At 66.5% G+C, this 24,937-nt stretch carries 25 protein-coding genes and 1 tRNA gene; 20 read left to right on the top strand and 6 right to left on the bottom strand.

The genetic code is table 11. The features are described from left to right. Nucleotides 1–13 precede the first annotated feature (13 nt). From ACOGXD_RS06695 to ACOGXD_RS06685, 3 genes are all read right to left on the bottom strand, one after another. Entirely contained in the window at nt 14–1,276 is a 1,263-nt protein-coding gene (locus tag ACOGXD_RS06695; RefSeq protein ID WP_419854861.1) for a glycosyltransferase, read from the bottom strand. Nucleotides 1,277–1,348: 72 nt separating this feature from the next. Further along, on the bottom strand, nt 1,349–2,365 hold the full coding sequence (locus ACOGXD_RS06690; protein ID WP_419917102.1) for a hypothetical protein: 1,017 nt from the start codon (nt 2,363–2,365) through the stop codon (nt 1,349–1,351). A 14-nt stretch (nt 2,366–2,379) separates the two neighbouring features. Further along, on the bottom strand, nt 2,380–2,622 hold the full coding sequence (locus ACOGXD_RS06685) for a MoaD/ThiS family protein (RefSeq protein WP_419854863.1): 243 nt from the start codon (nt 2,620–2,622) through the stop codon (nt 2,380–2,382). A gap of 62 nt (nt 2,623–2,684) precedes the next feature. Between ACOGXD_RS06685 and ACOGXD_RS06680 the strand changes: the two genes are divergently transcribed. After that, entirely contained in the window at nt 2,685–3,389 is a 705-nt protein-coding gene (locus ACOGXD_RS06680) for a histidine phosphatase family protein (protein WP_419917101.1), read from the top strand. A 53-nt stretch (nt 3,390–3,442) separates the two neighbouring features. Here the strand turns inward: ACOGXD_RS06680 and ACOGXD_RS06675 are convergent, their stop codons facing one another. After that, nucleotides 3,443–3,640, bottom strand: a complete 198-nt coding sequence (locus ACOGXD_RS06675; protein ID WP_419917100.1) for a hypothetical protein — start codon at nt 3,638–3,640, stop codon at nt 3,443–3,445. A gap of 79 nt (nt 3,641–3,719) precedes the next feature. On the opposite strand from ACOGXD_RS06675, the gene ACOGXD_RS06670 reads away from it, so the two are divergent. From ACOGXD_RS06670 to ACOGXD_RS06660, 3 genes are all read left to right on the top strand, one after another. After that, nucleotides 3,720–3,792 (top strand) — tRNA-Lys (locus ACOGXD_RS06670). A gap of 72 nt (nt 3,793–3,864) precedes the next feature. Beyond that, entirely contained in the window at nt 3,865–4,299 is a 435-nt protein-coding gene (gene dut / locus ACOGXD_RS06665; RefSeq protein WP_419917099.1) for a dUTP diphosphatase, read from the top strand. A 52-nt stretch (nt 4,300–4,351) separates the two neighbouring features. After that, a complete protein-coding gene (locus ACOGXD_RS06660) occupies nt 4,352–4,642 on the top strand; it encodes a hypothetical protein (RefSeq protein ID WP_419917098.1) in 291 nt (96 codons plus the stop codon). Here ACOGXD_RS06660 and ACOGXD_RS06655 read toward each other — a convergent pair. After that, entirely contained in the window at nt 4,639–5,454 is an 816-nt protein-coding gene (locus tag ACOGXD_RS06655) for a potassium channel family protein (RefSeq protein ID WP_419917097.1), read from the bottom strand. The genes ACOGXD_RS06660 and ACOGXD_RS06655 overlap by 4 nt on opposite strands. Before the next feature lie 55 nt (nt 5,455–5,509). Here ACOGXD_RS06655 and orn point away from each other — a divergent pair, with 55 nt between their 5' ends. The 9 genes from orn to ACOGXD_RS06610 all read left to right on the top strand — a co-directional run bounded on the left by orn (nt 5,510) and on the right by ACOGXD_RS06610 (nt 11,488). Continuing rightward, complete coding sequence (gene orn, locus ACOGXD_RS06650) at nt 5,510–6,118, top strand: oligoribonuclease (RefSeq protein ID WP_419917369.1); 609 nt, start codon at nt 5,510–5,512, stop codon at nt 6,116–6,118. Between the two features lie 31 nt (nt 6,119–6,149). Beyond that, nucleotides 6,150–7,238, top strand: a complete 1,089-nt coding sequence (locus tag ACOGXD_RS06645) for an MBL fold metallo-hydrolase (RefSeq protein WP_419917096.1) — start codon at nt 6,150–6,152, stop codon at nt 7,236–7,238. 112 nt (nt 7,239–7,350) lie between these two features. After that, the gene (locus ACOGXD_RS06640) at nt 7,351–7,593 is read left to right on the top strand and encodes a hypothetical protein (protein WP_419917095.1); all 243 of its coding nucleotides are present in this window, start codon (nt 7,351–7,353) and stop codon (nt 7,591–7,593) included. Nucleotides 7,594–7,729: 136 nt separating this feature from the next. Then, the gene (locus tag ACOGXD_RS06635; protein WP_419917094.1) at nt 7,730–8,083 is read left to right on the top strand and encodes a WhiB family transcriptional regulator; all 354 of its coding nucleotides are present in this window, start codon (nt 7,730–7,732) and stop codon (nt 8,081–8,083) included. Nucleotides 8,084–8,381: 298 nt separating this feature from the next. Beyond that, the gene (locus ACOGXD_RS06630) at nt 8,382–9,119 is read left to right on the top strand and encodes a TlpA family protein disulfide reductase (RefSeq protein WP_419917093.1); all 738 of its coding nucleotides are present in this window, start codon (nt 8,382–8,384) and stop codon (nt 9,117–9,119) included. Then, on the top strand, nt 9,116–10,030 hold the full coding sequence (locus tag ACOGXD_RS06625; RefSeq protein ID WP_419917092.1) for a cytochrome c biogenesis CcdA family protein: 915 nt from the start codon (nt 9,116–9,118) through the stop codon (nt 10,028–10,030). The genes ACOGXD_RS06630 and ACOGXD_RS06625 overlap by 4 nt, the downstream gene beginning before the upstream one ends. A gap of 6 nt (nt 10,031–10,036) precedes the next feature. Further along, nucleotides 10,037–10,735 (top strand): poly-gamma-glutamate hydrolase family protein, encoded by a 699-nt coding sequence (locus tag ACOGXD_RS06620; RefSeq protein WP_419917091.1) that lies wholly within the window; start codon nt 10,037–10,039, stop codon nt 10,733–10,735. Between the two features lie 10 nt (nt 10,736–10,745). Then, a complete protein-coding gene (locus ACOGXD_RS06615; protein ID WP_419854885.1) occupies nt 10,746–11,162 on the top strand; it encodes a FluC/FEX family fluoride channel in 417 nt (138 codons plus the stop codon). Continuing rightward, nucleotides 11,159–11,488 carry a CrcB family protein gene (locus tag ACOGXD_RS06610; RefSeq protein WP_419854886.1) on the top strand — a complete coding sequence of 110 codons (330 nt, stop codon included), beginning with the start codon at nt 11,159–11,161 and terminating at the stop codon, nt 11,486–11,488. Before ACOGXD_RS06615 ends, ACOGXD_RS06610 begins: the two co-directional genes overlap by 4 nt. A 26-nt stretch (nt 11,489–11,514) precedes the next feature. Here ACOGXD_RS06610 and serS read toward each other — a convergent pair whose 3' ends face one another. Continuing rightward, nucleotides 11,515–12,768: a serine--tRNA ligase gene (serS, locus tag ACOGXD_RS06605; RefSeq protein ID WP_419917090.1), complete on the bottom strand. Its 1,254-nt coding sequence runs from the start codon at nt 12,766–12,768 to the stop codon at nt 11,515–11,517. A gap of 95 nt (nt 12,769–12,863) precedes the next feature. Here serS and ACOGXD_RS06600 point away from each other — a divergent pair, with 95 nt between their 5' ends. The 7 genes from ACOGXD_RS06600 (at nt 12,864) to ACOGXD_RS06570 (ending at nt 24,936) form a co-directional block, all read left to right on the top strand. Next, entirely contained in the window at nt 12,864–14,618 is a 1,755-nt protein-coding gene (locus ACOGXD_RS06600) for a uracil-xanthine permease family protein (RefSeq protein WP_419917089.1), read from the top strand. A gap of 39 nt (nt 14,619–14,657) precedes the next feature. Next, nucleotides 14,658–16,430, top strand: a complete 1,773-nt coding sequence (locus ACOGXD_RS06595; protein WP_419917088.1) for a UGSC family (seleno)protein — start codon at nt 14,658–14,660, stop codon at nt 16,428–16,430. 231 nt (nt 16,431–16,661) lie between these two features. After that, entirely contained in the window at nt 16,662–18,446 is a 1,785-nt protein-coding gene (locus ACOGXD_RS06590) for an RNA-binding domain-containing protein (RefSeq protein WP_419917087.1), read from the top strand. 475 nt (nt 18,447–18,921) lie between these two features. Then, the gene (locus tag ACOGXD_RS06585; RefSeq protein ID WP_419917086.1) at nt 18,922–20,472 is read left to right on the top strand and encodes a hypothetical protein; all 1,551 of its coding nucleotides are present in this window, start codon (nt 18,922–18,924) and stop codon (nt 20,470–20,472) included. After that, nucleotides 20,469–22,625: a DEAD/DEAH box helicase family protein gene (locus ACOGXD_RS06580; RefSeq protein WP_419917085.1), complete on the top strand. Its 2,157-nt coding sequence runs from the start codon at nt 20,469–20,471 to the stop codon at nt 22,623–22,625. Before ACOGXD_RS06585 ends, ACOGXD_RS06580 begins: the two co-directional genes overlap by 4 nt. Continuing rightward, entirely contained in the window at nt 22,622–22,801 is a 180-nt protein-coding gene (locus ACOGXD_RS06575; RefSeq protein WP_419917084.1) for a hypothetical protein, read from the top strand. The genes ACOGXD_RS06580 and ACOGXD_RS06575 overlap by 4 nt, the downstream gene beginning before the upstream one ends. After that, nucleotides 22,798–24,936: an AAA family ATPase gene (locus ACOGXD_RS06570; RefSeq protein ID WP_419917083.1), complete on the top strand. Its 2,139-nt coding sequence runs from the start codon at nt 22,798–22,800 to the stop codon at nt 24,934–24,936. Before ACOGXD_RS06575 ends, ACOGXD_RS06570 begins: the two co-directional genes overlap by 4 nt. Nucleotide 24,937: the final 1 nt, after the last annotated feature.

Below are 24,937 nucleotides of genomic sequence, written 5' to 3'. Positions count from 1 at the left end.
GCCGGCCGGCGGGTCACAGGCAGGCGACGAGCTCTCGCCGGGCCGCGGTGTCGAGCACGTCCAGCGCCGCGGCCGCACTCGCACGCCAGCTATGGCGCTCGGCGCGGCGAGAGCCGGCATCGCCGAGGCGCAGCGCCAGCAGCGGATCAGCGAGGATGTCGATGACCCGGCGGGCGAACGCGTCGCTGCTGCGGTCGGAGATGAGGTAGCCCGTATTGCCCTCGACGACGTTGTCGCGCAGACCGCCGACGTCGGACGCGACGACCGGTGTCCCGCACGCCGCGGCTTCGAGCGCAACGAGCCCGAACGATTCTGAGCGGCTGGGTACCAAGCACACATCGGCGGCCCGGTAATAGGTCGACAGCAGGTAGTGCGGGAGCGGATCGACGAACCGCACGTGGTCTGTCACGGCCAGCTCGTCGGTCATGGCTTTCAGGCGGGACAGCGTGGCCTCGCCGCGCGGACCGCTGGGCCCACCCACAACGATGAGCTGGGCGTGGGCGCCCGCTGCGCCGGCAGCTCTCGTGGCTGCGAGCGTCTCAACGGCCAGCTCGGCGCCCTTCAGCGGCTGCAGGCGACCCACGAACAGCAGCACCGGTCCCGGTGGAAGGCCGATCGCTGCACGAGCCCCATGGCGCTGGCCGGGCGCGAACATGGCCCGGTCCACGCCGGGTGTCAGCACGTGGAGACGCTCGGGCGCAACGTCGTACAGCGACGTGAGCTGGGCCGCCTCAGCGTCGCCGGAGGTGAACACGGCGTCCGCGCAGTCGATGACTCGTTGCTCCGCGTCGCCCCGGTGGCGTGGCTCGGCGTCGCCGGTGCTCGTCTTGACGCGCCCGAGGGTGTGAAACGTGACTGCCAGCGGAATGTCCAAGCGGTGTTTCAGTTGGTGCCCGGCCATGCCGCTCAACCAGTAGTGAGCGTGAATTGCGTCGACTGGGCGTCGAGCGAGGTGCTCGCCGACCCTGCCGGCAAATGCCGCAACGACCGCCGGCAGGTCGTCCTTGTCGAGCGACGGGGCACCGGCATCGACATGTGTGACCGTCACCCCCGACTCCACCTCGAGCTGATCGGGTTGCGACGGATCGGTGCGGCGCGTGTAGATGTCGCAGTCGACGCCGAGATGCGCCAGCGCGGCAGTGAGTTCGCGCACGTATACGTTCAAGCCGCCGCCGTCGCCGCTGCCGGGCTGGCGCAACGGCGAGGTGTGCATGCACAGCACGGCGACCCGCAAGACGCGGCCAGGCATCTGGCGGTCAGGAACATCGTGGGCCACGGCCGATAACGCTACGCAGATCACCGCAGCGTCACGAACTGAGTGCGCAGCAGCGCCGTGGGGATGAGACGTTCAGATGGCGAGAAGTCCCAAGCCCCACAGCCACGCCAGAGCCGTGACGCTCAGCGAATCGAGCCTGCGCACGGCCCACTCCCCGGCCAGACGCTCCCGCGCACGCTGGAGCCCGCCGGCGGGCTCCGATGCACCGCTGCCGGCGACTGATCGTCTGTTGGCGTTCGGCGGGCCTGCCCGGACGTGCTCTCGGCGTGCGGCGAGCGCGGTATTCGGCCGGGCGAGCGCGGGGCCGAGCGGCAGGGTCGACGCCGCGAGCACACCGAACCTGAAGACGTCGTTGGGTGCAAACGGCGGCACGCTCAGGCCGGTCAGGGCAAAGACGGCGATCACGGCGGCGATCGCTCCCATCAGCGGACCGCGAAGCCCCGGCTGCCGACCCGACGCGCTGAGGTGCGCGCTGGCGTCGTGAGCGGCGGCCGCGCTCACGAGCACGAGTGCCGCTCCCAGCGAGTAGCGAGCGATGGCTGCCAAGCACGCGGCCGCGACGCCGACCTGCATCCAGGTGCGAATCAGCAGCCCTGCACCGCTCAGGTACCGCAGCGGCGACGCCTGTTCCCCCATTGCAGCGCCGGTGTCGGGGCGGCGGGGTCGCAAGGCTGCGACCACGATGAAGCTGGCGGCGACCGCCCCGCCCACAACGACCCCCGCCAGGCGGGTGTCGAGGACGCCTGCGAATCCGACTGCACCGGCGAGCGCGGCAGCGGGCAGCCGATGACTCTGGGGAAGCACCAGCGATTCGGCAATCTGCGGCCGCGCCTCCGTCGCGCTCGACGATGGGCGTGTCGCTCCGGCGCGGCTGCGAACGCCCGCAGCTTGCCAGGCGCCGAGCATGGCGACCGCTGTCAGTGCGATGCCAAACGTCACCGCCCCCGCCCACAAGGCACCGATCAGCCCGACGACCCAGATCAGTCCGCCGCTGATGGTGGCGTCACCCAATTCGACCGCAGGGCCGAGCCATTGCGCCGCTGCGGAGGTTCGCGGCCGCGCCAGCTCGAGATCCGGCGACGCTGCCACGGTGCAGCCGCCGCTCAGCCGCCCGAGACGGGCGGCAAGACGGCGATCTCGTCTCCGGTGCTGAGCTTCGACTCCCCGAGCGCCGGTTCGCCGTTCAGCCAGACCCTGCTGGCGGCCAGAACAGCGCTGAAGCCCTCACCGAAGCTCGCCTTCGCCCAGTCCAGTGCCTCAGCGACTGAGGACGCCTCGGTCTGGGTGCTGCCGACACCGGCCGCTTCGCGCGCCCCCGCGAACAGGCGGATTGTCACTGTCGGCATCGCCGCGATGCTACCGATCACGTCCCAGAGGCAACGCGGACGAGCCTCTAGGGTCGGGCGCCGTGACACAGCATTCAGAGTTGCTGGCGGTGCGGCACGGTCAATCCGAATGGAACCTGCGCGGCCGCTGGCAGGGACAGGCCGATCCGGTGTTGACCGGCCTCGGCGAGCGGCAGGCGCAGATTGCCGGCGACGCCTTGGCCACCACGCTCGCTGCCGCGGACGACAGCTGGCGGACACCGGTGATGCGGGGGCGCGATCTGCACACCGGTCGGCACGGGTTCGACTTGCCTGCGTTCGACCTGATCGTGTCCAGCGACCTGCAACGGGCGCGGCGGACCGCTGAGATCATCGCCAAGCAGCTCGGCGTGAGCGATGTCGTGACCGATGAGGCACTGCGCGAGCGCAGTGCGGGACCGTGGGAAGGCCTCACCCGGGCCGAGATCGACGAGGGCTGGCCCGGCGATGTCGCAGCGAGGAGGTGGCCGCCAGGCTTCGAGTCTGAAGACAGCATCGCCCGGCGGCTGCTGCCGGCGCTGCGGCGACATCTGTCTGTCTGCGGCCGCGTCCTGCTCGTGGGCCACGCAGGTGTGCTCAAGACAATCGATGCGCGGGTGGGTCTCGGCGACGAGCGGGTGCCGAACCTGGCAGGCCGGTGGTTCTGGCTCGACGGCGCTGCAGCCGACGCAAGCTGGAGCTGGGATCAGCTGGAACCGCGCAACCGGGTCGAGCTGGTCTCGTCGAACGTCGACCTCACCATCGAGTAGCCGCGCCGGCAAGCAGGCTCGCCTGTTCGCGCCGCGGTTCAGGACGCCGCCACTCAGGAATCAGCGAGCCAGGCCGTTGCCACCGCGGGATCGATGTCGTCGTCTGCCAGCAGGCCCAAGGTTCGTTCGGCTCGTGCCAGATCGTCCTCGATGGCATCCAGCTCGTCATCGCTCAGCAGCTCCGACTCGGGCGCCGCAGCGGGCGTTGCCGCAGGCGAAGGCGGCTCTTCGGGCCCGGATGCTGGTGACACTGGCGTCAGGCTAGAGCCAGAACCCCGCCAGTAGCCTCGATATGAGTGCCGGAGCGCCGGATCGGCGCCCGCGGACGTCGGGCCGCTAGCTCATCGGGTAGAGCAGGGGACTTTTAATCCCAAGGTGCCGGGTTCGAGTCCCGGGCGGCCTACCGCAGCCACAAGACGCGGGCACAGAAACATGGGGCCGCTCGCTCGAGGCCTCACCTACAGTGCTCGCCGTGGTGGCAGTTCCGATACGGCGCCTCGACCCCGACCTTCCGCTTCCGACGTACGCCAAGCCCGGCGACGCAGGATGCGACTTGCTGGCCGCCGAGACGGTCACGCTGGCCGCAGCCGGCGGCCGGGCCATGGTGCCGACCGGCATCGCAGTGGCAATCCCGCCCGGCTATGCAGGTTTCGTGCAGCCCCGCAGCGGGTTGGCGTGGCGGCATGGGGTCACCTGCGTCAACTCGCCCGGTCTGATCGACAGCGGCTACCGGGACGAACTGCGGGTGCTGCTGCTGAACACCGATCCCAGCGAGCCTTACGAGATCCAGCGCGGCGATCGGATCGCCCAACTCGTCATCCAGCGCGTCGAGCAGGCCGAGTGGGACGAGGTGGATTCTCTCGACGAGACCGAGCGGGGCCTTGGAGGGTTCGGGCACTCAGGCCGCTGAAGCCGGACATCGTTCGCTTTGGTTGTCACACCCCGTCGGTAGCCATGAAGGCATGGCCACCAACCCGCCGACGCAGCCACCGCTCACGCTGTTCGATGTCTCCCAGTTCGAATTCGAAGCCGATCGCACCGCCAAGACGCCATCCCGGCCGCCGTCTCTGGGGCTGGCGGCCGGTGGCCTTGCTGTGGCAGGCGCTGCCCGAAGGGTCGCAAGCGCCGAGGCCGTGCGGGCCCGCAGGCGCCGGGCCCGTGCGCGGCTGGCGAAGCGTCGCTACCTCGCCGACACCGAGGGTTACGAGCGCATCGAGCAAACTCGCCGCTCCTTGAACCTCGTGGCCGACTAGCGCTGGCCGTCGTCGGCTGCGTCCTGACGCAGCGCAGCCTCGGCCATGTGCGCTCCGCCGATCTGGTGCGGGTTGATGACGCGATCGGCACCGGCTTGTTGCAGCTTCGGCAACGCGTCGCCCGAATTGGCTCTCGCCACGATGAACAGCTCGGGGCACAGGGCGCGGGCGCTCAAGGCGACATAGAGATTGTCGGCGTCGGAGTCCAAGGCCACCACCAGCGAACTGGCCCGCTCGAGCCCGGCATTCCGCAGCGTGCTGTCGTGGGTGGCGTCACCGGGCACCAAGTGCAGGTCGCCGGGATCGACGTCGGAGTTGCTGTCGATCAGCACCACATCGGTGCCTGCGTCGATCATGGCCGCGGCGATGGCTTGGCCGACCTGGCCGTAACCGCAGACCACCGCGTGGCCGGAAAGACTGTCGATGGAACGCTGCATGCGCCGCCTCCTGATGTGGTCGTCGAGCCGTCCCTCGAACAGCATTTCAATGACAACGCCGACTGTGTACAGCGACGTGCCGGTGCCGAGCAGGATGAGGGCGATCGTGAAGATCTGGTAGCGGCCTCCTGTACCCGCTGGATCGCTGTAGCCAACCGTCGAGACGGTGATGACCGTCTGATACAACGCGTCGAGCAGATCGAGGCCGAGCAGTACATAACCCGTCGTGCCGGCTGCCAAGATGACCGCGAGCACCGTGAGCCCGGCGATGAGCCGCTCAACGGGCTCAAGTCCGCCGGAAACGAGGCGCCGCCGCGATCCGCCGCTAGATCGCTGAGCGCGGCGCGCCTGCCGTCGTCCCAACACGACCTTCATCGATGGAACGCTATTGCGGTCAGCAGCCCCGGTCGTGCCTACCATGCTGCCCGTGATGGTCTGGCTCGACCTGGAGATGACTGGACTGGATCATCGGCGCCATCGAATCGTGGAGATCGCGACAGTGATCACCGACGATGCCCTCGACGTGATCGCCACCGGACCGTCCTTGGTCATCGGGGCCTCACAGGCCGACCTCGACGCGATGGACCCGGAAGTGCACACCATGCATGCCAGCACCGGGCTGCTCGACGAGATCGGAGCGTCGCAGATCACCGTGGCTGAAGCGCAGGAACGCACGCTCGCGTTCGTGGCCGAACACGTTCCCGAGCCCCGTACCGCGCCGCTGTGCGGGAATTCCATCGGGACCGACCGCCGTTTCTTGGACCAGTACATGCCGGCGCTGGAAGAGCACCTGCACTACCGGGTGGTCGACGTGTCGTCGATCAAGGAACTCGCCAAGCGCTGGCGGCCAGGCGTCGCAGCGGCCTGGGCGGATCTGAGCCGATCCCGCGCCGGCACCACCAAGCATCGGGCGCTCGACGACGTGCTCGAGAGCATCGACGAACTGCGCTTCTACCGCGACCAGTGGCTCGAACCGAGTGGCACTGGCTCAGCCACCGAGGCAGCCGCAGAGCCCGGCACAGAATCGAACGCTCCTTAGAAGGTTGGGACGGCTCGCTAGTCTGCACCCCGTGTCACGTCCGACCCGCGAGGAGCAGATGCCGCCCGACGGCAAGATCACTGAGCTCGCGCCCGACGTGCGCCGGCTGCAGCTGCCGATGTCGATGCCCGGTCTCGGGCACGTGAACTGCTACATCCTCGACGACGATCGTGGCGCCGCCCTCGTCGATCCCGGTCTGCCGGGGCCGGCCAACTGGAAGGCGCTGATGGCAGGACTGGCCGAAGCCGAGGTGCCGCCGGAGCGCATCCACTCGATCATCGTCACCCACAGCCATCCGGATCACTTCGGGGCCGCGGGGCGCTTCCACCGCGAGTACGGCGCCGATGTTGTGACCCACAGGCATTTCCGGCTGTGGTGGGACACCGCCGACGAGGACGAGGAGGCGCTGGAGCAGGTGTCCTCCGACGGCGAGAACAACGAGCTCGTGGCCGACCCCGTGTACGGCGGGCGCGACACCGGTCCGGGCGGCCCCACACCATGGGGCGGTCAGCGCTACAAGATGCCCATCCGGGCCAAGCTCGGCTATTGGGCGATGCGCAATGGGTGGGGCGGGCGCTGGTTCGCCACACCGCACCCCACGCATCACGTCGAAGACGCCGACCGGATCAAGCTGGCGCGGCGTGAGTTCGTGGCAGTGCACACCCCCGGGCACACCATCGACCACCTGTGCCTGTTCGATCCCGAGGGCGGGCTGATGATCTGCGGCGACCATGTCCTGCCCACGATCACGCCGCACATCTCGGGCATCACTACGGCGCGTGACCCGCTGAAGGACTTCTTCACCAGCCTCGACCGGGTCGCCAGCTTCGACGGCGTGACGATGGGCTTGCCGGCCCACGGCCAGCCGTTCACCGACCTGTCGGGGCGGGTGGATGACATCAAGCGTCACCACAACGAGCGCCTGGACCTGCTTCGCACCTCCTCGGACCGGCTCGGCCGTGCCCCCGTGCAGGACTACATGAAGCAGCTGTTCAAGGAGCGTTCGTGGGGCCCGATGGCCGAGAGTGAGACGTTCGCTCACCTCGAGCATCTGCGCTACATCGGCGAAGTCAGCGTCTCCCGGCGCGCCGATGACGTGCTCGAATACGAGTTCGACTGAAAATAACTTGACACGACCTGCCGCCACGTGGTGCTGTTGGCGCCGCTGCGGCCTATCGTCGGGTATCCGCAGCTGGCCACCAGCCCCGACCATCCACCGGATTGGATCCCCAATGTTCGACCACGGCGCCTACACCACAGCGCGTGCCTGCGGGTATCGCGTACGGGTGCCGGCAACCGGCGTGCGCTGTTGGCGGCCCGTCACCCGCATGCGGGAGCGCGGCACGGCCATCGGCCAATTCGCGGCGGTGGGTCCCATGCCGGTCATGTTCCAGCATGTGGTGCGCGGTCACGGTGCCAACCCGACGACAACGACCAAGCGTCACCGCCTGCGGCCTTCGGAGTATCTGATGTAGTCCACTGAGACACCAGAACTCTCCGAACGGCCGCTGGGACAACCCGGCGGCCGTTTTGCGTTTCCGGTGCACGCACCGACACCACTGCCCGTCAACCACCACCACTTCGCAATCCACACGACACAGGAGAAAGCTCATGCTGGAACTGGTCATCGACAACACCGACAACGCAGCGGCCCTCACCAATGAGGGTTGGCGCGCACGGGGTCGCTGCCGCGACCTCGTGGGCACCCTGACGCCGCTGTTCTTCTCGGAGAACTTCTACGAGATCGCCCGCGCCAAGGCCATCTGCTCGGCCTGCCCGGTGACGAGCGAGTGCTTCGACGCCGCCAAGGCACGCCACGAGCCATGGGGCGTGTGGGGCGGCGAGCTCTTCGAGAACGGACGGGTCTGCAGCGACAAACGCCCGCGCGGCCGGCCGCCCCGAAGCGGCCACCCGCAACTCGTGATCGAGGAGGTGCCGCTGCCTCCCGACTTGGCCCGCGCCTGAGTCTTCCCCTGCTCAGGCGCGTCCTCCGAGTGGACCCAGCTTCTGCCACGGGTCCCTCTGCTGGGTCTGCCGACCCCCTCCGGCAAACCCGGCCCCCCAGGCCTGCACTGCCCCCGCAGGCCTCATCGAGACGGCCCGCCCCGGCGTACTGAGGCTGCCCGAAATGGGCGGCTGGCAGCCCCGGGGCGGGCCGTCGAGCGGTGATGCAATGCGGCCGTCGCGGTTCGTCGGCGCAGCCCCGTCGTCGCTGCCGTCCTGAATCAATCGCCGCGAGGGGCGCAAGTAGCCTCGCCCCTGCATGAAGTCACCGGGCGGCGCACGCTGGCGAGCACAGCTCAGGGGCTGGCGCGGCGGGCTGTTCGCTTTGCTCGGCCTCTACGCACTCGGTGCGATCGTGTTCCTGCTGGCGGGCGGCGGTCAACCCGCCATGACCTCGCTGGTGGCGATGGAAGCTGAAGTCGAGGGCGGCGAGGCTGCAGCCGACGCCGGCCAATCCAGCTCAGTCGACGTGTCCAGTGCCGACGGCGCTGCAACCGATGCGGCCGCGTCGGTTTCCACAGCCACAGCGCCTGAACCGCCTCCGGCATGCAGTGACATCGACCCCGTCGAGCATGACGTGGATGCGGGCCTGACCGGCGTGCACGCGCTGGGCTTCGTGACGCTCGAAGAACAACCGGCAGCGTTCGCCGGGTATGAGGGCTGCCCGCTCATCGTGAACTTCTTCGCGTCGTGGTGCGTGCCCTGCGTCACTGAGATGCCCGACTTCGAACGCTTCTGGAATGAGTACGGCACGCAGGTCGCGGTGCTGGGTCTGGCAGCCAATGATCGGCTGGAAGACGCCATTGCCACGGTGATCGACCGCGGCGTGACCTACCCCACCGGGCTCGACGAGGGTGAGCTGTTCATCGACTTCGGCGGGCTGGGCATGCCCACCACGGTGTTCGTGTCGCCCGAAGGCCAGATTCTCGAGACACACAGCGGCCTGCTCACCCTCGACGACATCACCACCCGAGCAGAGGAGCACTTCGGCCTATGAACAGCGCTCGACTCACCTTCGCCTTCACCGCTGGCATCGTGGCCACGGTGAACCCGTGCGGCTTCGCCATGCTGCCCGCGTACCTGTCGTTCTTCTTGGGCATCGACCGCCGAGCCAGCGAGGGCAGCGCCCGCGCCGGCGTCGGCCGGGCGCTGGCCACCGGTGCCGTCGTCACCACCGGCATCGTGGTGGTCTTCGGCATCGTCGGCATTGCGCTGTCGGCGGGTCTGAGCGCCTTGCGCGACTACGTGCCGTGGGCAGCCATCGTGATCGGTGTCGGCCTCATCGCACTCGGTGTCGCCATCCTCGCCGGCTTCCGCCTGACGGCGTACTTGCCCAAGTTCGAGCGGGGCGCCTCGGGCCGGGATGTGCGCTCGCTCTTCCTGTTCGGCGTCAGCTACGCCGTGGCGTCGGTGTCATGCGGGCTGGCGACATTCCTGGTGGTGGTCACCGCTTCGGCCGGCGACGACAGCTTCGTCGGCGGCATCGTGTCATTCGTGCTGTATGCGCTCGGCATGGGCCTCGTGCTCACGTCGCTGGCCGTCAGCCTGGCGCTGGCTCGCGGCTGGCTGCTGAGCAAGCTCCGCGTGCTCATGCGCTACACCGACACGATCGCGGCAGTGCTGATGATCGCCGCCGGTGCGTTCACCATCTGGTACTGGTTCATCGACCTGACCGACCGCGGCGGCGACGGGCTGGTGGTGACGGTCGAACGGTGGAGCAGCAGCCTGAGCAACTGGGTCGCCTCGGTCGGCGGGTTGCGGCTGGGTCTCGTGATGAGCATCGTGCTCGCCATCGGCGGCATGGCCATGCTCGTGTCGGGGCGCGGCGGCGACTCGGCGGCGTCGGACCTCGCCGAGGAACCCTCCGGGCCGGGCCAAGCGGGCAGTGCCGCTGAGGTGCTGAACTAAGCCACCGTGGCACTGCACCTGAAGGACCGCACGCTCCTCGATGCGGAGCGGCCATTTGCCGAGCTGCTCGGCCGGCCGGGTGTGACCGAGGTGCTGCGGCTCCGCTCGCGATTCGGCTTCATGGCGTTTCACGGCGGGTGGCTCGAAGAGGTCACCGACGACATCGCCTCGGCGGCCGCTGAGCGCAGCGGCGCCTCGGTGTATGCGTGCCTGCAGGGCCCCGACGATCAGTGGCACCTGCCCAGCCACTGTTTCGATCCCGCCGACTCGCCGGTGCTGCGCGAATTCCTCGACCACGTCGACGTCGTGGTGGCCGTGCACGGATTCGGCAGCCCCCGGCTGCTGCGTGCGGTGCTGCTGGGCGGCCGTAACCGGACGCTCGCGGCCCACGTTGCGGTGCACCTGATCGGGCGGCTGCCGCACTATGAGGTTCTTCACCGTCTCGACGAGATCCCCAAGACGCTGGCCGGCCAGCACCCGCGCAACCCCTGCAACCTGCCCCGCGGCGGCGGCGTCCAGATCGAGCTGCCGCCGCGCATCCGCGGCAAGAGCCCGATGTGGACAGGATTCCGCGGCCCCGGACGGGTGCCCCATCACGAGGCACTCATCGAAGGCTTGGCTGCGGCGGCCCGTGCATGGACGGCCTCGGAGAATTCACACGGCACCGGCAGCGAGCTGGTGCCCGAGCCTGCTCTGGCCGACTGAGACGCCCTCGATGTCATTGCGCGTCGCAGCCACGGTTGCGGCAGCAGGAATCGTCGGTGCTGCTGTTCGCTGGAGCGTCGCCACGCAGATCGACGACAACTGGGCGCTGCTCATCGTCAACGTGATCGGCTGCGGCGTTGTCGGCTGGGCCACCGCCCGGCACGAGCGGGCCCGGCACCGCAGGCTCGTTCAGCCCGGCATCGGCAGCGCCAGCCGAAATGCCGCCGGCCCGGCGCCCGGGCTCACGGCCGGCTTCTGCGGGGCGCTGACCAGCATGTCGGCGCTCGCACTGCAGCTCGCGCGGCACCTCGACGACGGCCGCATCGCGACAGCGGGGGCATGGCTCGGCCTGACGGCTGCGGCGTGCACTGCTGCGTTTGTGATGAGCCACCTCGCTGTCGTATTCGCCTACGGCAGACGGCCATGACGGTGCTGGCCACAGCGGTCGGTTTCGGCGTGGCAGCCGCTATCGGCACGTTGCTCCGCTGGCGAGCGAGCACCACGCTCGGGCCGGGCGGGACGCTGCTCATCAACATCACCGGAGCCTTCGCACTCGGCCTGCTCGCAAGCACGTCAGGCGCAGCCGCCACCATCGTGGGCACAGCGGGCCTCGGAGCCCTCACCACGGTGTCGGGCATCTTCCCCGAGAGCGCACGTCTCATGCGGGCCAGCCCGCTGCTGGCACTCGGTTACGTCTCGCTCACCATCAGCGGCGCAACCGCCGCCGCCACGCTCGGCCTCCGACTCGTCTAGCGCTAGCCAGCCGGCCGGCCCGAGGTTCAGGCGGGGGCGGGAATCTCGGTGAAGTTGAGCCAGGGGTGGAGCACGTCTGGCACGGCGATGGAGCCGTCGGGGCGCTGGTGGTTCTCCATGATGAACACGAGCGTGCGGCCGACCGCGCACGCCGTGCCGTTCAGGGTGTGGACCAGCCCCTGGCCGTCTTCGGCGAACCAGCGGGTGCCGAGGCGCCGGGCCGAGTAATCGGTGTAGTTCGAGCATGAGGTGACCTCGCGGTAGGCGCGCTCGGACGGCAGCCACACCTCGAGGTCATACTTCTTCGCCGCTGCAGCACCCAGGTCGCCAGCCGCCACGTTGATCACCCGGTAGGGCAGGTCGAGCGAGCCGACGATCTCCTCCTGGATGGCGCGCAGCGCCTCCAGCTCGTCCCAACTCGTGTCCGAATCGCAGAACGAGAACATCTCCACTTTGTCGAACTGGTGAACCCGGAAGATGCCGCGGGTGTCCTTGCCGTACGTGCCGGCCTCGCGCCGGAAGCACGATGAGAAGCCGGCATAGCGCAGCGGCAGCCCGGCCCGCTCCAGCCGCTCGCCCCGGTGCAGGCCCGCCAGCGCCACCTCGGACGTGCCGATCAGGAACAGGTCGTCGCCGTCGATCTCATATACCTGGTGCCGGTCGGCGGGGAAGAACCCGGCCTCGACCATCATCTCCTCGCGCACGAGCACCGGCGGCACGACGGGCACGAAGCCGTTGCGCTCCAGCAGGTCCATCGTCCACTGCACGAGGGCGAACTCCAGCCGCACCGCCGCGCCCTTCAGGTAGGCGAACCGCGAGCCGCTGTTGCGGGCACCGCTCTCGGAGTCGACTAGGCCGGCCAGCGCTCCGATCTCGGCATGGTCGTGAGCAGGCGGATCGCCTCGCTCCCCCACCTCACGCACGGTTTCGAAGTGCTCCTCGCCGCCGGACGGCACCCCGGCCGCGGCCGGGTTGGGAACCTGCAGCGCCAGCTCGGTTCGCCGTTCCGCAGCTTCGCGCTCGGAGACCTCAAGGCGCTCCACGTCGTCCTTGAGGCGCGCCGCCTCGGCGATCTTCTCCGGACGCTCGTCGGGGGCCGCCCGCCCGATCTCTCGCGACGCGGCGTTCTGCGCCGCACGCGCCTGCTCAGCCTGGTGAGTGACCGACCGCCACGCCTCATCGGCCGCGAGCACGTCGACGATGAACTCCGGCGAAGCGCCCTTGCGGGCTGCGCCGTCTCGATAGGCGGCGTCATCCCGAAGCCGGCGGAGATCGATCACGCCGGCTGAAGCTACCGGCCCGGCCCGCGTCCCAGCCCCTAGTGGCTGGGCCCGCGGTGCTTGCGCCGGCCAGTGCTGGCCGCGAGGATCGCCGGATGCCCGAACAAGCACCGAGCGCCTCCCGGCACATTCGCTTCGAGGCCGACGACAAGCCCCCGCTGCCGCTCACCGCAGGGCTGGGATTGCAGTTTGCAGTTCTGGCCATCGCCGGTGTCGTGCTGACGCCTGCCATCGTCGTCCGGGCCGCCGGCGGCACCGATTCCTACCTGACGTGGGCCGTGTTCGCCGCTGCGGCGATCAGCGGCATCAGCACCATCCTGCAGGCAGTGCGGTTCGGCCGCATCGGCGCCGGTTATGTGCTGCTGATGGGCACGTCCGGCGCCTTCATCGCCGTCTGTGTCACCGCCCTCACCGACGGCGGGCCGGGCTTGCTGGCCAGCCTGGTCGTGGCGTCCTCGTTGTTCCAGTACCTGCTCGCGGCGAAGCTGTCGCTCTTCCGGCGGCTGCTGACGCCGACCGTGGCGGGCACGGTGGTCATGCTCATCGCCGTGACGGTGATGCCGCTCATCTTCGACATGGTGACGGCGTCGCCCGAAGGCAGTGCTGCGGCGAGCGCCCCGTTGAGTGCGCTCGCGGCCATGGGCGTCATCGTCGTCATCGCGCTGAAGGCCAGGGGGAGCCTGAGGCTCTGGGCACCGGTCATCGGCATCGTCGCCGGATCGATCGTGGCAGCGCTCTTCGGGCTGTACGACTTCGACCGGGTCACCAAGGCGGGCTGGATCGGCCTGCCCGACGGCGGCTGGCCCGGCTTCGACTTCTCGTTCGGCGCCGAATTCTGGGGCCTGCTCCCTGCGTTCATCTTCGTCACGCTCATCGGCGCCGTCGAGACCATCGGCGACTCGGTCGCCATCCAGCGTGTGTCGTGGCGCCGGCCCCGGGCCGTCGACTACCGGGCCGTGCAGGGCGCCGTGGCCGCCGACGGCACCGGCAACCTGCTGTCGGGACTGGCAGGCACGGTGCCGAACACCACCTACTCCACCAGCATCTCCATCACCGAGCTGACCGGTGTGGCAGCGCGCCGGGTGGGCGTGGCGATCGGCATCTCGTTCATCGTGATGGCGTTCGTGCCCAAGCTGCTGGCCTTGGTGCTGGCGGTGCCTGATGCGGTGGTCGCGGCTTACGTGACCGTGCTGCTTGCGTTGCTGTTCGTGGTGGGCATGAAGATCGTGATCGCCGACGCCACCGACTACCGCCGGGGGCTGATTGCGGGCTTTTCGTTCTGGATCGGTGTGGGCTTCCAGAACAACCAGATCTTTCCTGAGTACCTGTCTGACTTTGCGGGCGGCTTCCTCCAGAACGGCATGACCGCCGGCGGGCTCACCGCCATCGTGCTGACGCTGTTCGATGAGGTCACCCGGGCCCGTCCCCAGCGGTTGCGCTGCGATCTGGCGGCGTCGGCGCTGCCGCAGGTTCGCGTGTTCGCGGGCCGCTTCGCAGACCGCAACGGCTGGAGCCGAGCGATGTCAGACCGTCTCGACGCAGTGGCCGAGGAAGCGCTGCTGACGCTGATCGACGCCGAACGGCCTGCGGGCGCTGGCCAGGGTCGCACCTTGCGGCTGACCGCGAGCAAGCAGGACGGGGGTGCCGTGCTCGAGTTCGTGGCCGCGGCGAGCGGGGAGAACATCGAGGACCGGCTCGCTGTGCTGGATGCCCACAGCGTGGAACGGCCTGTCGAGCGGGACCTCTCGCTTCGAGTGCTGCAGCATCACGCCGCGTCGGTGAATCATCAGCAATATCACGAGGTGGATATCGTGACCGTCCACGTTGACGTGCCCGATCCAAGAGGCTGAGCCCCGGGCCCGCGCAGGCACCGCAAGGGGGACGCTCACATGACTGAACCGTCGTATGACGTCGTCTGGCCTGGAGCGCCGTCGGGCATCGAGCAGCGGGAGCTGGCACCGAGGCTCGACACGCTGGCCGGCAAGCGGATCGGGTTCCTGTGGGACTACCTGTTCCGCGGCGATGAGCTGTTCCCGATTCTCGAACGCGAGCTCGCAGCCCGCTACGAGGGCGTGACGTTCGTCGGCTACGAGACGTTCGGCAACACCCACGGCGGCGATGAGGCCGCCGTCATCGACCGCCTGCCCGACTCGCTGCGTTCACGAGCTGTCGACGCGGTCGTGTCGGGCATGGGCTGCTGAGGCAGCTGCACGCCCGCCGTGGCGCGGGCAGCAGTAGCAGCCGAGACCGCGGGGGTGCCGTCGGTCTCGATCGTGTGCGAGAGCTTCGACGGCCAGGCCGCCGCGACCGCAAAGGGCCACGGATTCGAGCAGCTTCCGCTGGCGATCACCGTGGGCCACGTGGATGCTCAGTCCGCTTTGGATATGGAGAGCAACTTCGTCAATCACACCGTGGACGCCATCGTGGAAGGGCTGACCGGAGCATCTGCTGCACGCAACGGCACGAACGGCCGCATCGCCCGAAGCGATCCGGCCGACGGCGGCGAGAGCTCGCTCAGCCCATCCACGCTCGACTCGGCATCGTTCGACCCAGCCCCCTACGACACCGTCGCCAGCGGTTCGGTCGACGAGATCAACGACGCCTTCGCCGAGCGGGGATGGTCGGACGGGCTGCCGATCGTTCCGCCGACAAGGGACCGGGTCGAGCGCTTCCTGGCCGGCACGGGCTTGGACTCTCAGCAGTCGCTGGGCATCGCCCGGACGACCGGCCGCGACATGACTGTGTGGTCGGTGGCCACCAACGCCGTCATGGCGGGCTGCGAGCCGCGTCACATGGGTGTGCTGCTCGCCGCAGCGCGCATCCTGGCCGACCCGCATTACGGCGCAGAGCACTCGGGCAACACCACCGGCGCCGATGCGTTGATGATCCTCGACGGGCCGAATGCGGCTGCGCTGGGCTTCAACTCCGGCGTGGGGGCACTGCGCGACGGTGTGCGCGCCAACACCAGCGTCGGCCGCTGGCTGCGGCTCTACCAGCGCAACGTGTTCGGCTTCACCGCAGCCGAGCACGACAAGTCCACCTTCGGGAACTCGTTCCGTGTGGTGCTGTGTGAAAACGCCGCCGCCCTCGCCGACATCGGCTGGGACCCCGTCAGCGCCGAGTTCGGCTTCGGCCCTAACGACGACGTGCTCACCATGGCCCGCTTCAACAGTGGAGCCATTGTCGGCAGCGCGTTCGGCTCCACTCCCGACGAGATCGTGCCGTACCTTGCCGACGGACTGGCGCGGATCACCGGCTGGGATCTGGGGCACCTCTACGGCCTCGGGCGGATGCACTACCGGCCGCTGCTGGTGCTGTCGCCGATCCTGGCGCGCACCTGTGCAGCAGCCGGCTGGACCAAGGCGAACCTGGCCGAGGCGCTCTTCGAGCACGCTCGCATCCCGGCGTGGCGCTTCGAGAAGCTCATCGGCGAGTGGACCAACTTGGCGGCGGGCCGCCCCCGGCTCACCGACGTGGTCGCCGCCGGCGATCTGCCGCCGCAGTTCGCAGCCTCAGACGATCCGGACCGCCTTGTGCCGATCGTGTCGGAACCTGCGAAGTTCGTGATCGCGGTGGCAGGCGACGCGAACCGCACCAACGCCTACGTGTTCAGCCACGACGGCCCCCACGGCGACTACACCGCCAAAGAGGTCGATTGTTGAGGCCAACCTCGACTGGATGCCCTTCCGACACCTGTACTCGATGCTGTCGCAACCACCGAGAGCGCTTGCCGGCGTTCGATCGAGAGCCGGAAGCTCGGCGCTTGCTGGGGAAGCAAAAGCCGCAGCACCATCACCCTTCAAACTTATTTTCTTCTTTGCCAAATAAATAAACCAAAGAGCATCAAGCCGCTCAACGTATGTATTTGGTACCAAAAAGATAAACTATCCCCTGTGCCGGACCGCGCCTTTACCTTCCTTCCGCCACCCTCGCATGACGCTGAGATCGAACGCGTCCTGAACGCGCTCGCCGCTGGGTCGACAAACCCGGGTGAGTTGGAGACCGAAGGGGTCGATCTCAAGGAGGAAGCCAGCCGTCGTGCTGGCTCCGAGGTCTTGCCTGGGCAGCCGCGCGATGAACGCGTGGCCAAGCAGCTCGCCGCCGAGGCTGCGTGCTTCGCCAATACCCGCGGCGGTGGCGTCATCATTGTCGGCGTCGACGATCGCACCGGAGAACTCATCGGTGCCGTCAGCGACACTGACTGGCTGCGTACCCGTCTGTACCAGCTCACCGACAGCAAGGTCACGGTTGACATCCGCGAAGCTGAGGTCAAGGGTTCGCGACTTCTCGTCATCGTGGTACCCCAGGCAGTCGAGCCGGTCCCGTTCGAGCGCAAGTACCAGCACCGGCGGGGCGCTGCCTGTGTGCCCGTAACTTCAACGCAATTGCTCCAGGGGCTGTTTGCAGGCGTAGCTGCAGACCCGTCGCACCGCGAATCGGGGATGAAGGTCGACGAGACCTCAGACAGCGCATTCAGGTCACTGCTGCGTAGAGCCGCAGTGCTCGACTCGCGTAGGTCGTCGCTCAGCCGCCGCGACTTGCTGGCACGGCTGGGCCTTCTCTACGGCGACACCGACTCACTCAACCACGCGGGTGAGATCCTGCTCGGCAGCCGAGCCTTCCCCGCGCTTGACTACACGTATCGGCGGGTACCTGGCGGTCCTTCGCTTGCGCGCGTCTGCGAGGGCGGGCTGTCGCTGCTCGAAGAGCTGGATCTCGTTGAAGCCGAGTACACACGGCGGAATCCATTTCGAGAACTCACCCTGGGACTCGCCGTAATCCGGGTGCATGCGATACCTGAACGCACGCTGCGCGAGGCCATCCTCAACGGCGTTTGCCATCGCGACTGGCACCAACACGAGCCGACTGTCGTCGAACATATTGGGCACGAGCTGCGCGTGACCTCGCCGGGAGGACTCATGGGTGACGTCAGTGTCGACAACATCATCACCCACCCTTCGCTGCCTCGTTATCGGACGCTGATGAACGCGGTTCGCCAACTCGGACTCGTCGAGCAAGAGGGCACCGGCGTCGACCGGATGGTCGCCGATCTCATTCGAGTCGGCAGTGAACCACCGCTCATTGAGGCGACTGAGCAGCCGGCTGTTCGAGTCGTGCTGCGCGGATGCCCAGTCGATGTTGGCCGCTTCCAGTTCTTTGCTGGTCTTCGCATGCCGTCGGAGGACCAAGGTATGCCTCCCGAACCAGCCTCCGACGATGTCGACGCGGCGCTGCTGGTCTGGCGCGCAATGAATCCCGAGACCGCGTTCCTTACTGCGCACTCATGCGCCCCTCTGCTGCAACGAACACCGGCTGACACCACTCAGGTGCTTCGGCGGGTGGCTAGCTATCGGACTGCCGACGACAGGCCGTTGCTCGCACGTGTGCCTGTGCCCGACGGGACGCCTCCTGCGTGGCACCTCTCGCGGGGCGCGCGCAGTGGGCTCCGTGCCCCACGAGTACTCCCAGCGACAGCGACAGCTTGGGTAAGGGAACGGAAACGCATCTCTTCAGCCGAGTACTCAGCCATCGCCAGCGTCAGTCAACCGACCGCCAATAGTCATCTACGCGACCTCGCCAAGGCCGAAGGACTCGTGCCGAGCCGGCCATCGGGCCGAGGGCCAGGGTTTCACTACCTCTATGCAGAATCCACGGAGCGGTCAGATCAGCAGCAATGAGGGGGTGAACGCGAGTATCTCAGTTTCGTCTATCGCCAGCGGCACTGGTTTGCGGGTCGGCTTCGGCACAACGTTGATCGAGGTGATCGAAGACGAACCTTGCCGGGCGCCGCCCCCCAGCTCACCGATGTCGGCGGCACGCCCGCATCACGCGCACACAACTTCACGCGAACCAACACCCGCGAACGAGCGCACCACAATTGGTGCCTCCGGCCGCTTCAAGCGCACTCCATTTCACAGGGGCGGCAAGGCGGGCGAGCGGTGGACCGTCGTCACTACTGTTGTGACCCGGCTCAACCGAGATTGAGCTCAGCTGATGTCACCACGTCCGGTAGATGTACTCGGACGGGTCACATCGGCCGCCGGGAAAACACGACGAGATGACTGACGGCAAGCAAGGAACGCGCCGAGTGAACCATGCGATTGGTAGAGCCGGGGCGAGGAGCCGTCGAGCGGTGAGTTCGGTGGCAGCGGTTTGACCGGCGCGGACGCGGATCATGGCGGGCACCGGGCCTTCGTCGTCGACGACGCCTGGCAGGTCTCCGCCGCCGAGTGGGCCGTCGTCGTTGCCGGTCAGACGACTCTGGGCGGCTTGCTAGCCGAGCTGGGCAATGGCTTGCCGGTTCCTGCCGAGGTGGAGGCCGAGATCGAACAGCTGCTCGCTTCTCCGCTCCCCCCCTCCGCTGCGCTGTCGGAGTTCGTCGAGAGCCTCCTGGCTGAAGCTCTCGAACCGGACTTGCTGTTTGCTCGCGAGTGCAGCGATGATCCTCCGACTCTCGACGTCTTGGGTCGCGAGCAGGGCATCACCCGTGAGCGCGTGCGACAGAAGGTGGTCCAGGACATCGAACGGGTCAAGACCCAGTTGCATACCCCTAGGTACCGCGCTGTTCGGTGGGCAATGGAGCGATTCCGAGCCGACGTGGGGCGGGTCAACCTGGTGGAATCCACGGCGGTCCGCCGTTGGCGACGACATCTTGGCGAGCGCGCTTTTGAGATCTTCCGCTGGCTCTCGGGCTACTCCTACCAGGAGGAGTGGCTTCTCGACGGACCAGCAACGCTCACCGAACTCGAGTGGCAGGTCGACGCCTTGGCAGGTGACCGGTGGCTCGTGTCCGTCACGGAACTCAGTCGAGACCACTCGTCATTTGGCGACGTTGAAGTGCTCACACGCGTTCTCACCACGTCAGGTGCATGGCGCGACATCGGCGACGGATGGCTGGTTCGGTGGGACGGGCCACTCTTGGCCAAGGCCGAGCGTGTTCTCAGGCTGACCTGCACACCGATGACTGCAGCCGAGCTCGTCGCTGCGATCGGCCACGGCTCGGAGGGCACAATCAAGAACCAGCGCGGCGATCGCCTGATCCGGGTTGACAAACAGTTCCGTCTCGCGCTCCCGGAATGGGGCCTCGAAGAATACGAAGGAATCACGACAGAGATTCGGCAGCGGATCGAGCGCAACGGTGGCGTCGCGAGCAAGTCCGCGATCATCGACGAGTTCACCCGCGACTTCGGGGTCTCCGTGTCGTCGATCGAGATCTACCTCAACCTGCCGGCATTTCAAGTATCAGGAGACGCGGTTCGGCTGGGCGATGAAACCGACTTCACCCCAAGGCCCCCATCCTCCGTCTCCGGAGCAGTGGAGACCGATGCCGGATGGGGTGAACGCCTTGTTGTGACCGAGAACACGCTCAAGGGTTATTCCTTCGCGGTCAACCCGCACATCTGCTGGGAGAACGGGCTCCGTCCGAGTGCAGACCTCATCGTTCCTCTCAATCGCTCAGACTCGCACCAGGCAAGCGTGATTTGGAGGACGACCAACCCCACCGGGACGGTCGATGTGGGCCGAGTACGGGCGTGGCTTGAGGACCAAGGTGTGGAGATCGGGACCGAGGTACTGGTCTGCCCTACAGCCTCCGGTGTCACGCTCTACATCGGCGATGCCGAGATTGAGCGTGCCCAGCAGGCTCTCAGGGGGAATGCGCCGGCCATAGCCCCCGACATCGCTTCGATGATGGAGGGTCTATGACAACCGATGTCGCCCTCAAGTCGCTGCTTCCGTCGGCACGGCTTCCCGACGCCGCCCTCAAGCTCCGCTATAGCAGCGATACCGACGACCTAGTCCACGAGTTCTTCGTCCCCACGCTCAGCCGCGCCGTTCGCTACGACCGCGCCGTCGGGTACTTCACCGCTGGGGCGCTGGCACGGCTCGCGCCTGCCCTCGATGCCTTTCTTGACCGAGTCGACGACTCAACATCGCCGATTCGCATTGTGGCGTCCCCAAACCTGCCCGAACAGGATCTGCGACATATGGAACTCGGGTACCGGCGTCGAACGATCGAGGACGAATGCACGCGCTACCGGCCCGAGTTCAGCGACGCCCTTTCGGCAGTCACCTGGATGATCCAGAACCGCCTCATGGAGTTTTGGCTCGTCACTGGCCGCGAAGACGGAGCAGAGTGTCTCTACCACGAGAAGATCGGCGTGATTGAGGACATCGAGGGCAGCTACGTGACGTTCGAGGGATCCCCGAACGAGACGTTCTCGGGGCTCGGCGGCAACATCGAGTCGTTCCCGATCCATCGGTCGTGGGTGCCAGCGGAGGCACCCCACGCAGCTGCCGCCAAAGCGGCGGTCGACGACCTCTTCGACCCCGATGGTTTGCGGCCTCTGCGAGTAGAACCGTTCCCGGCGGCTCTCGCTGAGGGCTTGATCAAGACCTACACGCCACGACGGCCACGGACGGCCAAGCGGCCTCCAAAATCAATCGCTGACATCAGAGCGACCGGGAATACTGGTGTGGTGAGTCTTCCTGAGGCACCGGTTGGAGTCGAGTTCCGCCCATACCAAAGCGCTGCCGTTCGGTCATGGCTCAAGTCAGAGGGCCGCGGGATTCTGTCCATGGCCACAGGTACCGGAAAGACGATCACAGCCCTAGGTGCGATCGAACGAATCTCCCGCGTGTATGAGCAGGCTCCCGGCTTGGCAGCTGTCGTGCTGGTTCCGGACAACAGCTTGGTTGACATGTGGGAGGAAGAACTCCGAGCGTGGGGCGTCAAGGCAATTTGCTCGACTCGGCCTGCGGCCTTGGCCCGGCTCCGCGAAACACTTCAGGCCCAGCGGGTGCACGGCGGGACCAGCGTCGCCGTGTGGACGGTCCAGTCCGCGGCGAATCCCAAGTTCTTCACCACACTCCAGGATTTCCCCAGTCCCCGTCTCCTCGTCGCCGACGAGTGCCACGCGATGGGCAGCACTGAGAATCAGAAACTCTTGACGGACGACTTCCACTACCGGCTCGGGCTATCGGCGACGATCGACCGACACCTCGATCCTGATGGCACACAGGTGCTTCGGCACTATTTCGGGGACGTGCTTCTCGACATCGGCATCAAGGACGCCATCGAACTCGGTGCCCTGTGCCACTACACGTATACGCCGATCCTGGTCTCGCTCACCCCGGAGGAGATGTACGAGTACACCCGACTCAGTCGTGAAATCGGCAGGTACGCCGGCCGATCGAAGGGCCTGAGCATCAGCGACCTCGAGAACTCCGCCAAGATGCTCCTGCTCGAACGGGCACGGCTGCTCTGGCACGCGGAGGGAAAAATCGCCGCACTACGCGAGGCACTGGAATCGATGCCGGCCGGAGAACGAGGCTCCTCGCTGATCTACTCCGCCGAGGGCAAGTCTCCGCTGACCGGCGAACGACAGGCCCCGCTCGTGCACGGCGTTGCCTGCGAACTCGGTCTCGCGTACCGCGACTTCGTCGGCGACACTCCGCTCGATGAACGCACAGCCCTGCTCGAACAACTCGGATCAGGCAATGTCGATGGTCTCGTGGCAATGAAATGCCTCGACCAAGGCATCGACGTGCCCACGGCTCGTGTGGCCCACTTTCTCGCCTCCACAAAGAACCCGCGCCAGTACATCCAGCGCCGGGGACGGATCCTGCGCCAGCTCAAGGACGGCTCATCGAAGCATGCGACCGTGTTCGACTACATCGCGCACCCGAACAGCGTCGGCGAGAGCTTCGATATGGAACGTCGCCTGGTGGCGCAAGAGGTTCTCCGCGCCAGCGCAATGGCTGACGCCGCCGACAACCGCAACCAAGCAGTCAATACGCTGCGACCGTTGCTCGACAGCTACAACCTGTGGGACACACTCGGAGAGTACCGGGCATGACGGAATCTGAAGAATCCGTGGTCGACTTCTACCGTCCCGTGCTGGAACCGTGCCCGGTCGAGGTTCAGCGTCTCGTAATGCAACTGCTGCGCGGGAAGTTCAAGCACACCGTCGAGCTGGAAGAAGCAATCATGGCTGTGGTGCAGACCACTGCGGACGAGCAGGATAACGCATGAAGTTTCATCGCGTTGAGTTGGACAATTGGCGACCCTTCAAGGGTCACGCCTCTATGGATTTTGCCGCTTTCGATGATCAGCCCATCACCCTCGTCTTCGGCAAGAACGGCGGTGGCAAGACTTCGTTACTGACCGCGCTGTACTGGTGTCTCTATGGAGTGATGGACTTAGAGGAGGGGAAAGGCATCCAGAATCTCGTCAACGACCACGCCGTGCATGAGGCCACAGCAACCAAAGGCAACCCCGTGTATGCCGCAGTTACCGTGTACGCGTCGCGGTCGCAAGACGATAACGAGTACCTCTACAGAATCTCGCGACGGCAGAAAGCATTCGAGAGCCGGGGCGTTCGGACCGAAGCGAAAGCTGAGCTCATCGTCGAACGAATCCAATTGCATGCCCAGTACCGGGCCGGGGATGACGTGGTTTTGGCGTTTGATCAACAGGGCTCGTCAAGCGAGCGACTTGAGAACGGCATGGCACAGGACTGCATCGAAGATTTGCTGCCCGGCAAATTAGCAAAATACTTCTTCTATCCAGGCGAGACTCTGTCGTTCCCATTCCGAAACGACGGGAAGAGCATCAGCCTCCTGGAAGGCTTCCTTCGCGAGATTTCCGGAGGGAGCAAGTTCGAGCCATTCAGCAAACGAATCACGGAAACCAAGAAGAGGCTCGACGCCAAGTCCAAGAGGCACGCCGAGGCGGCCCAGAACACCAAATTGCTTCAACAAGGCATCGACGAGCTCAAGGCGAAGCTCGCCGAGAACGAGGAGAGGCTTCCCAAGGTGGAGGCGGAGCTCAAGGCCGCGGAGGACAACCGAGAACAGGTGGTCGGCCAAATCGACGAACTAGATGCCCTCCGCGATTTTCTAGCAGCGGCAGAACGAGCGCGAGAAAATGAAGGGCAAGCCGAAAACCGCGTCGCTGCGGCAGAGCAAGTGCTCAGCCAGGCGCTCGCCGAAGCGTATCTTGTGGCCGCGACACCGATATTCGATGCTGTCATGGCTGTATTTGACGGTCGGCAGTACCCAAGCGATGTATCAAGCAGCCTCGTCAAGCAGTTGCGCGACCGAATGGAGTGCATCTGCGGCAGAGAACTCACTCAGGAGATGCTTGAGCTGCTCGAGCCACTCTCTCCAACCGACGACTCTGTCAGCAAGCGCATGCTGAACTTGAACAGCCACGCAACGAGCCTGCGCGTTTCCGCCGAAGATCGAGTTGCAGTAGATCGTGCGAGCGTTGCCCTGCGCGATGCTCTTGGTACGAAGGACGATGCCACCGAAACACGTGCAGCCGCCGAAGCGAAGCTCAAAGAGGCGGGCGGTAACCAGTTCGAACAAGTCGACAAGGACAACCTCGTCAATGAGCGTTCGCGACTCGACAAGCACATTCGCGAACTCGATCAACAAGTGGGCGGGTTGCGGCGGGCGCTTCAGGACGAGAAGGACGAGATTGAACGCAAGGAAGCCGAGAAGCTCAGTATCGCTCCCAAGGACCACCAGGACGTACACGAAGCAGCCTCCATAGCGCGCCAGATGGGAGATCTGCTGGAAGCAATTGCTCGCAAACAGTCAGAGGTTGCGCGCGAGCAGTTGCAAGACCTTATCAACGAGAACTACGTCGTATATAAGGACAACATCGAGGCCGTGGTCGACCCGGAATTACGTGTGAAAGTTCTCGACCGCGCGGGCGGTGAGGAAATAGAGAAGCCTGTTGGCGACCTCTCCGGTTCGGAAACTGCATTGCTGACCTACGCCTTCGCCGCGGCAGCGGCAAAGCTGCTCCCGCAGTACCAGACGCTTGACAGGCTCCTCACGACGACACCTGTATTCGCCGCCGTGGAACGCATTCCATTGGTAGTTGACGCCCCCTTTAGCAACCTCGGCACTGAATACAAGCGCAAGGTGATGACCCTCTTGGCAACAGGCTTCAGTCAGGTCATCATGTTCACGGAATCAACAGACACCGAGATCTTGGAGGAATCGGGAGACATCATCGGAGCCGAGTACCTCGTGCACTTCGAAGGCGAGCTCGCCAGCGACGTCGAACGGAGTTTTGTCTGGAAGGGCGAGACACTTACCTACGCTTCACTGGGCGCCAACGGCGTGCGGTCTACCCTCAAACGGATCGACACCTGAC

The organism is Candidatus Poriferisodalis sp. (assembly GCF_965204125.1).
Taxonomy (GTDB): Bacteria; Actinomycetota; Acidimicrobiia; order Acidimicrobiales; family Poriferisodalaceae; genus Poriferisodalis.
The sequence above is the reverse complement of the archived record's forward strand: the minus strand, read 5'-3'. Positions and strand labels throughout refer to the sequence as shown.

Excerpts from the sequence above, each read along its gene's own strand:
- ACOGXD_RS06570 (WP_419917083.1), top strand. The coding sequence starts at position 22,798 with ATGAAGTTTCATCGCGTTGAGTTGGACAATTGGCGACCCTTCAAGGGT.
- ACOGXD_RS06615 (WP_419854885.1), top strand. The coding sequence starts at position 10,746 with ATGTCATTGCGCGTCGCAGCCACGGTTGCGGCAGCAGGAATCGTCGGT.
- ACOGXD_RS06655 (WP_419917097.1), bottom strand. The coding sequence starts at position 5,454 with ATGAAGGTCGTGTTGGGACGACGGCAGGCGCGCCGCGCTCAGCGATCT.
- ACOGXD_RS06685 (WP_419854863.1), bottom strand. The coding sequence starts at position 2,622 with ATGCCGACAGTGACAATCCGCCTGTTCGCGGGGGCGCGCGAAGCGGCC.
- orn (WP_419917369.1), top strand. The coding sequence starts at position 5,510 with ATGGTCTGGCTCGACCTGGAGATGACTGGACTGGATCATCGGCGCCAT.
- ACOGXD_RS06630 (WP_419917093.1), top strand. The coding sequence starts at position 8,382 with ATGAAGTCACCGGGCGGCGCACGCTGGCGAGCACAGCTCAGGGGCTGG.
- ACOGXD_RS06580 (WP_419917085.1), top strand. The coding sequence starts at position 20,469 with ATGACAACCGATGTCGCCCTCAAGTCGCTGCTTCCGTCGGCACGGCTT.
- ACOGXD_RS06610 (WP_419854886.1), top strand. The coding sequence starts at position 11,159 with ATGACGGTGCTGGCCACAGCGGTCGGTTTCGGCGTGGCAGCCGCTATC.
- ACOGXD_RS06660 (WP_419917098.1), top strand. The coding sequence starts at position 4,352 with ATGGCCACCAACCCGCCGACGCAGCCACCGCTCACGCTGTTCGATGTC.
- ACOGXD_RS06600 (WP_419917089.1), top strand. The coding sequence starts at position 12,864 with ATGCCCGAACAAGCACCGAGCGCCTCCCGGCACATTCGCTTCGAGGCC.
- ACOGXD_RS06575 (WP_419917084.1), top strand. The coding sequence starts at position 22,622 with ATGACGGAATCTGAAGAATCCGTGGTCGACTTCTACCGTCCCGTGCTG.
- ACOGXD_RS06640 (WP_419917095.1), top strand. The coding sequence starts at position 7,351 with ATGTTCGACCACGGCGCCTACACCACAGCGCGTGCCTGCGGGTATCGC.
- ACOGXD_RS06635 (WP_419917094.1), top strand. The coding sequence starts at position 7,730 with ATGCTGGAACTGGTCATCGACAACACCGACAACGCAGCGGCCCTCACC.
- ACOGXD_RS06625 (WP_419917092.1), top strand. The coding sequence starts at position 9,116 with ATGAACAGCGCTCGACTCACCTTCGCCTTCACCGCTGGCATCGTGGCC.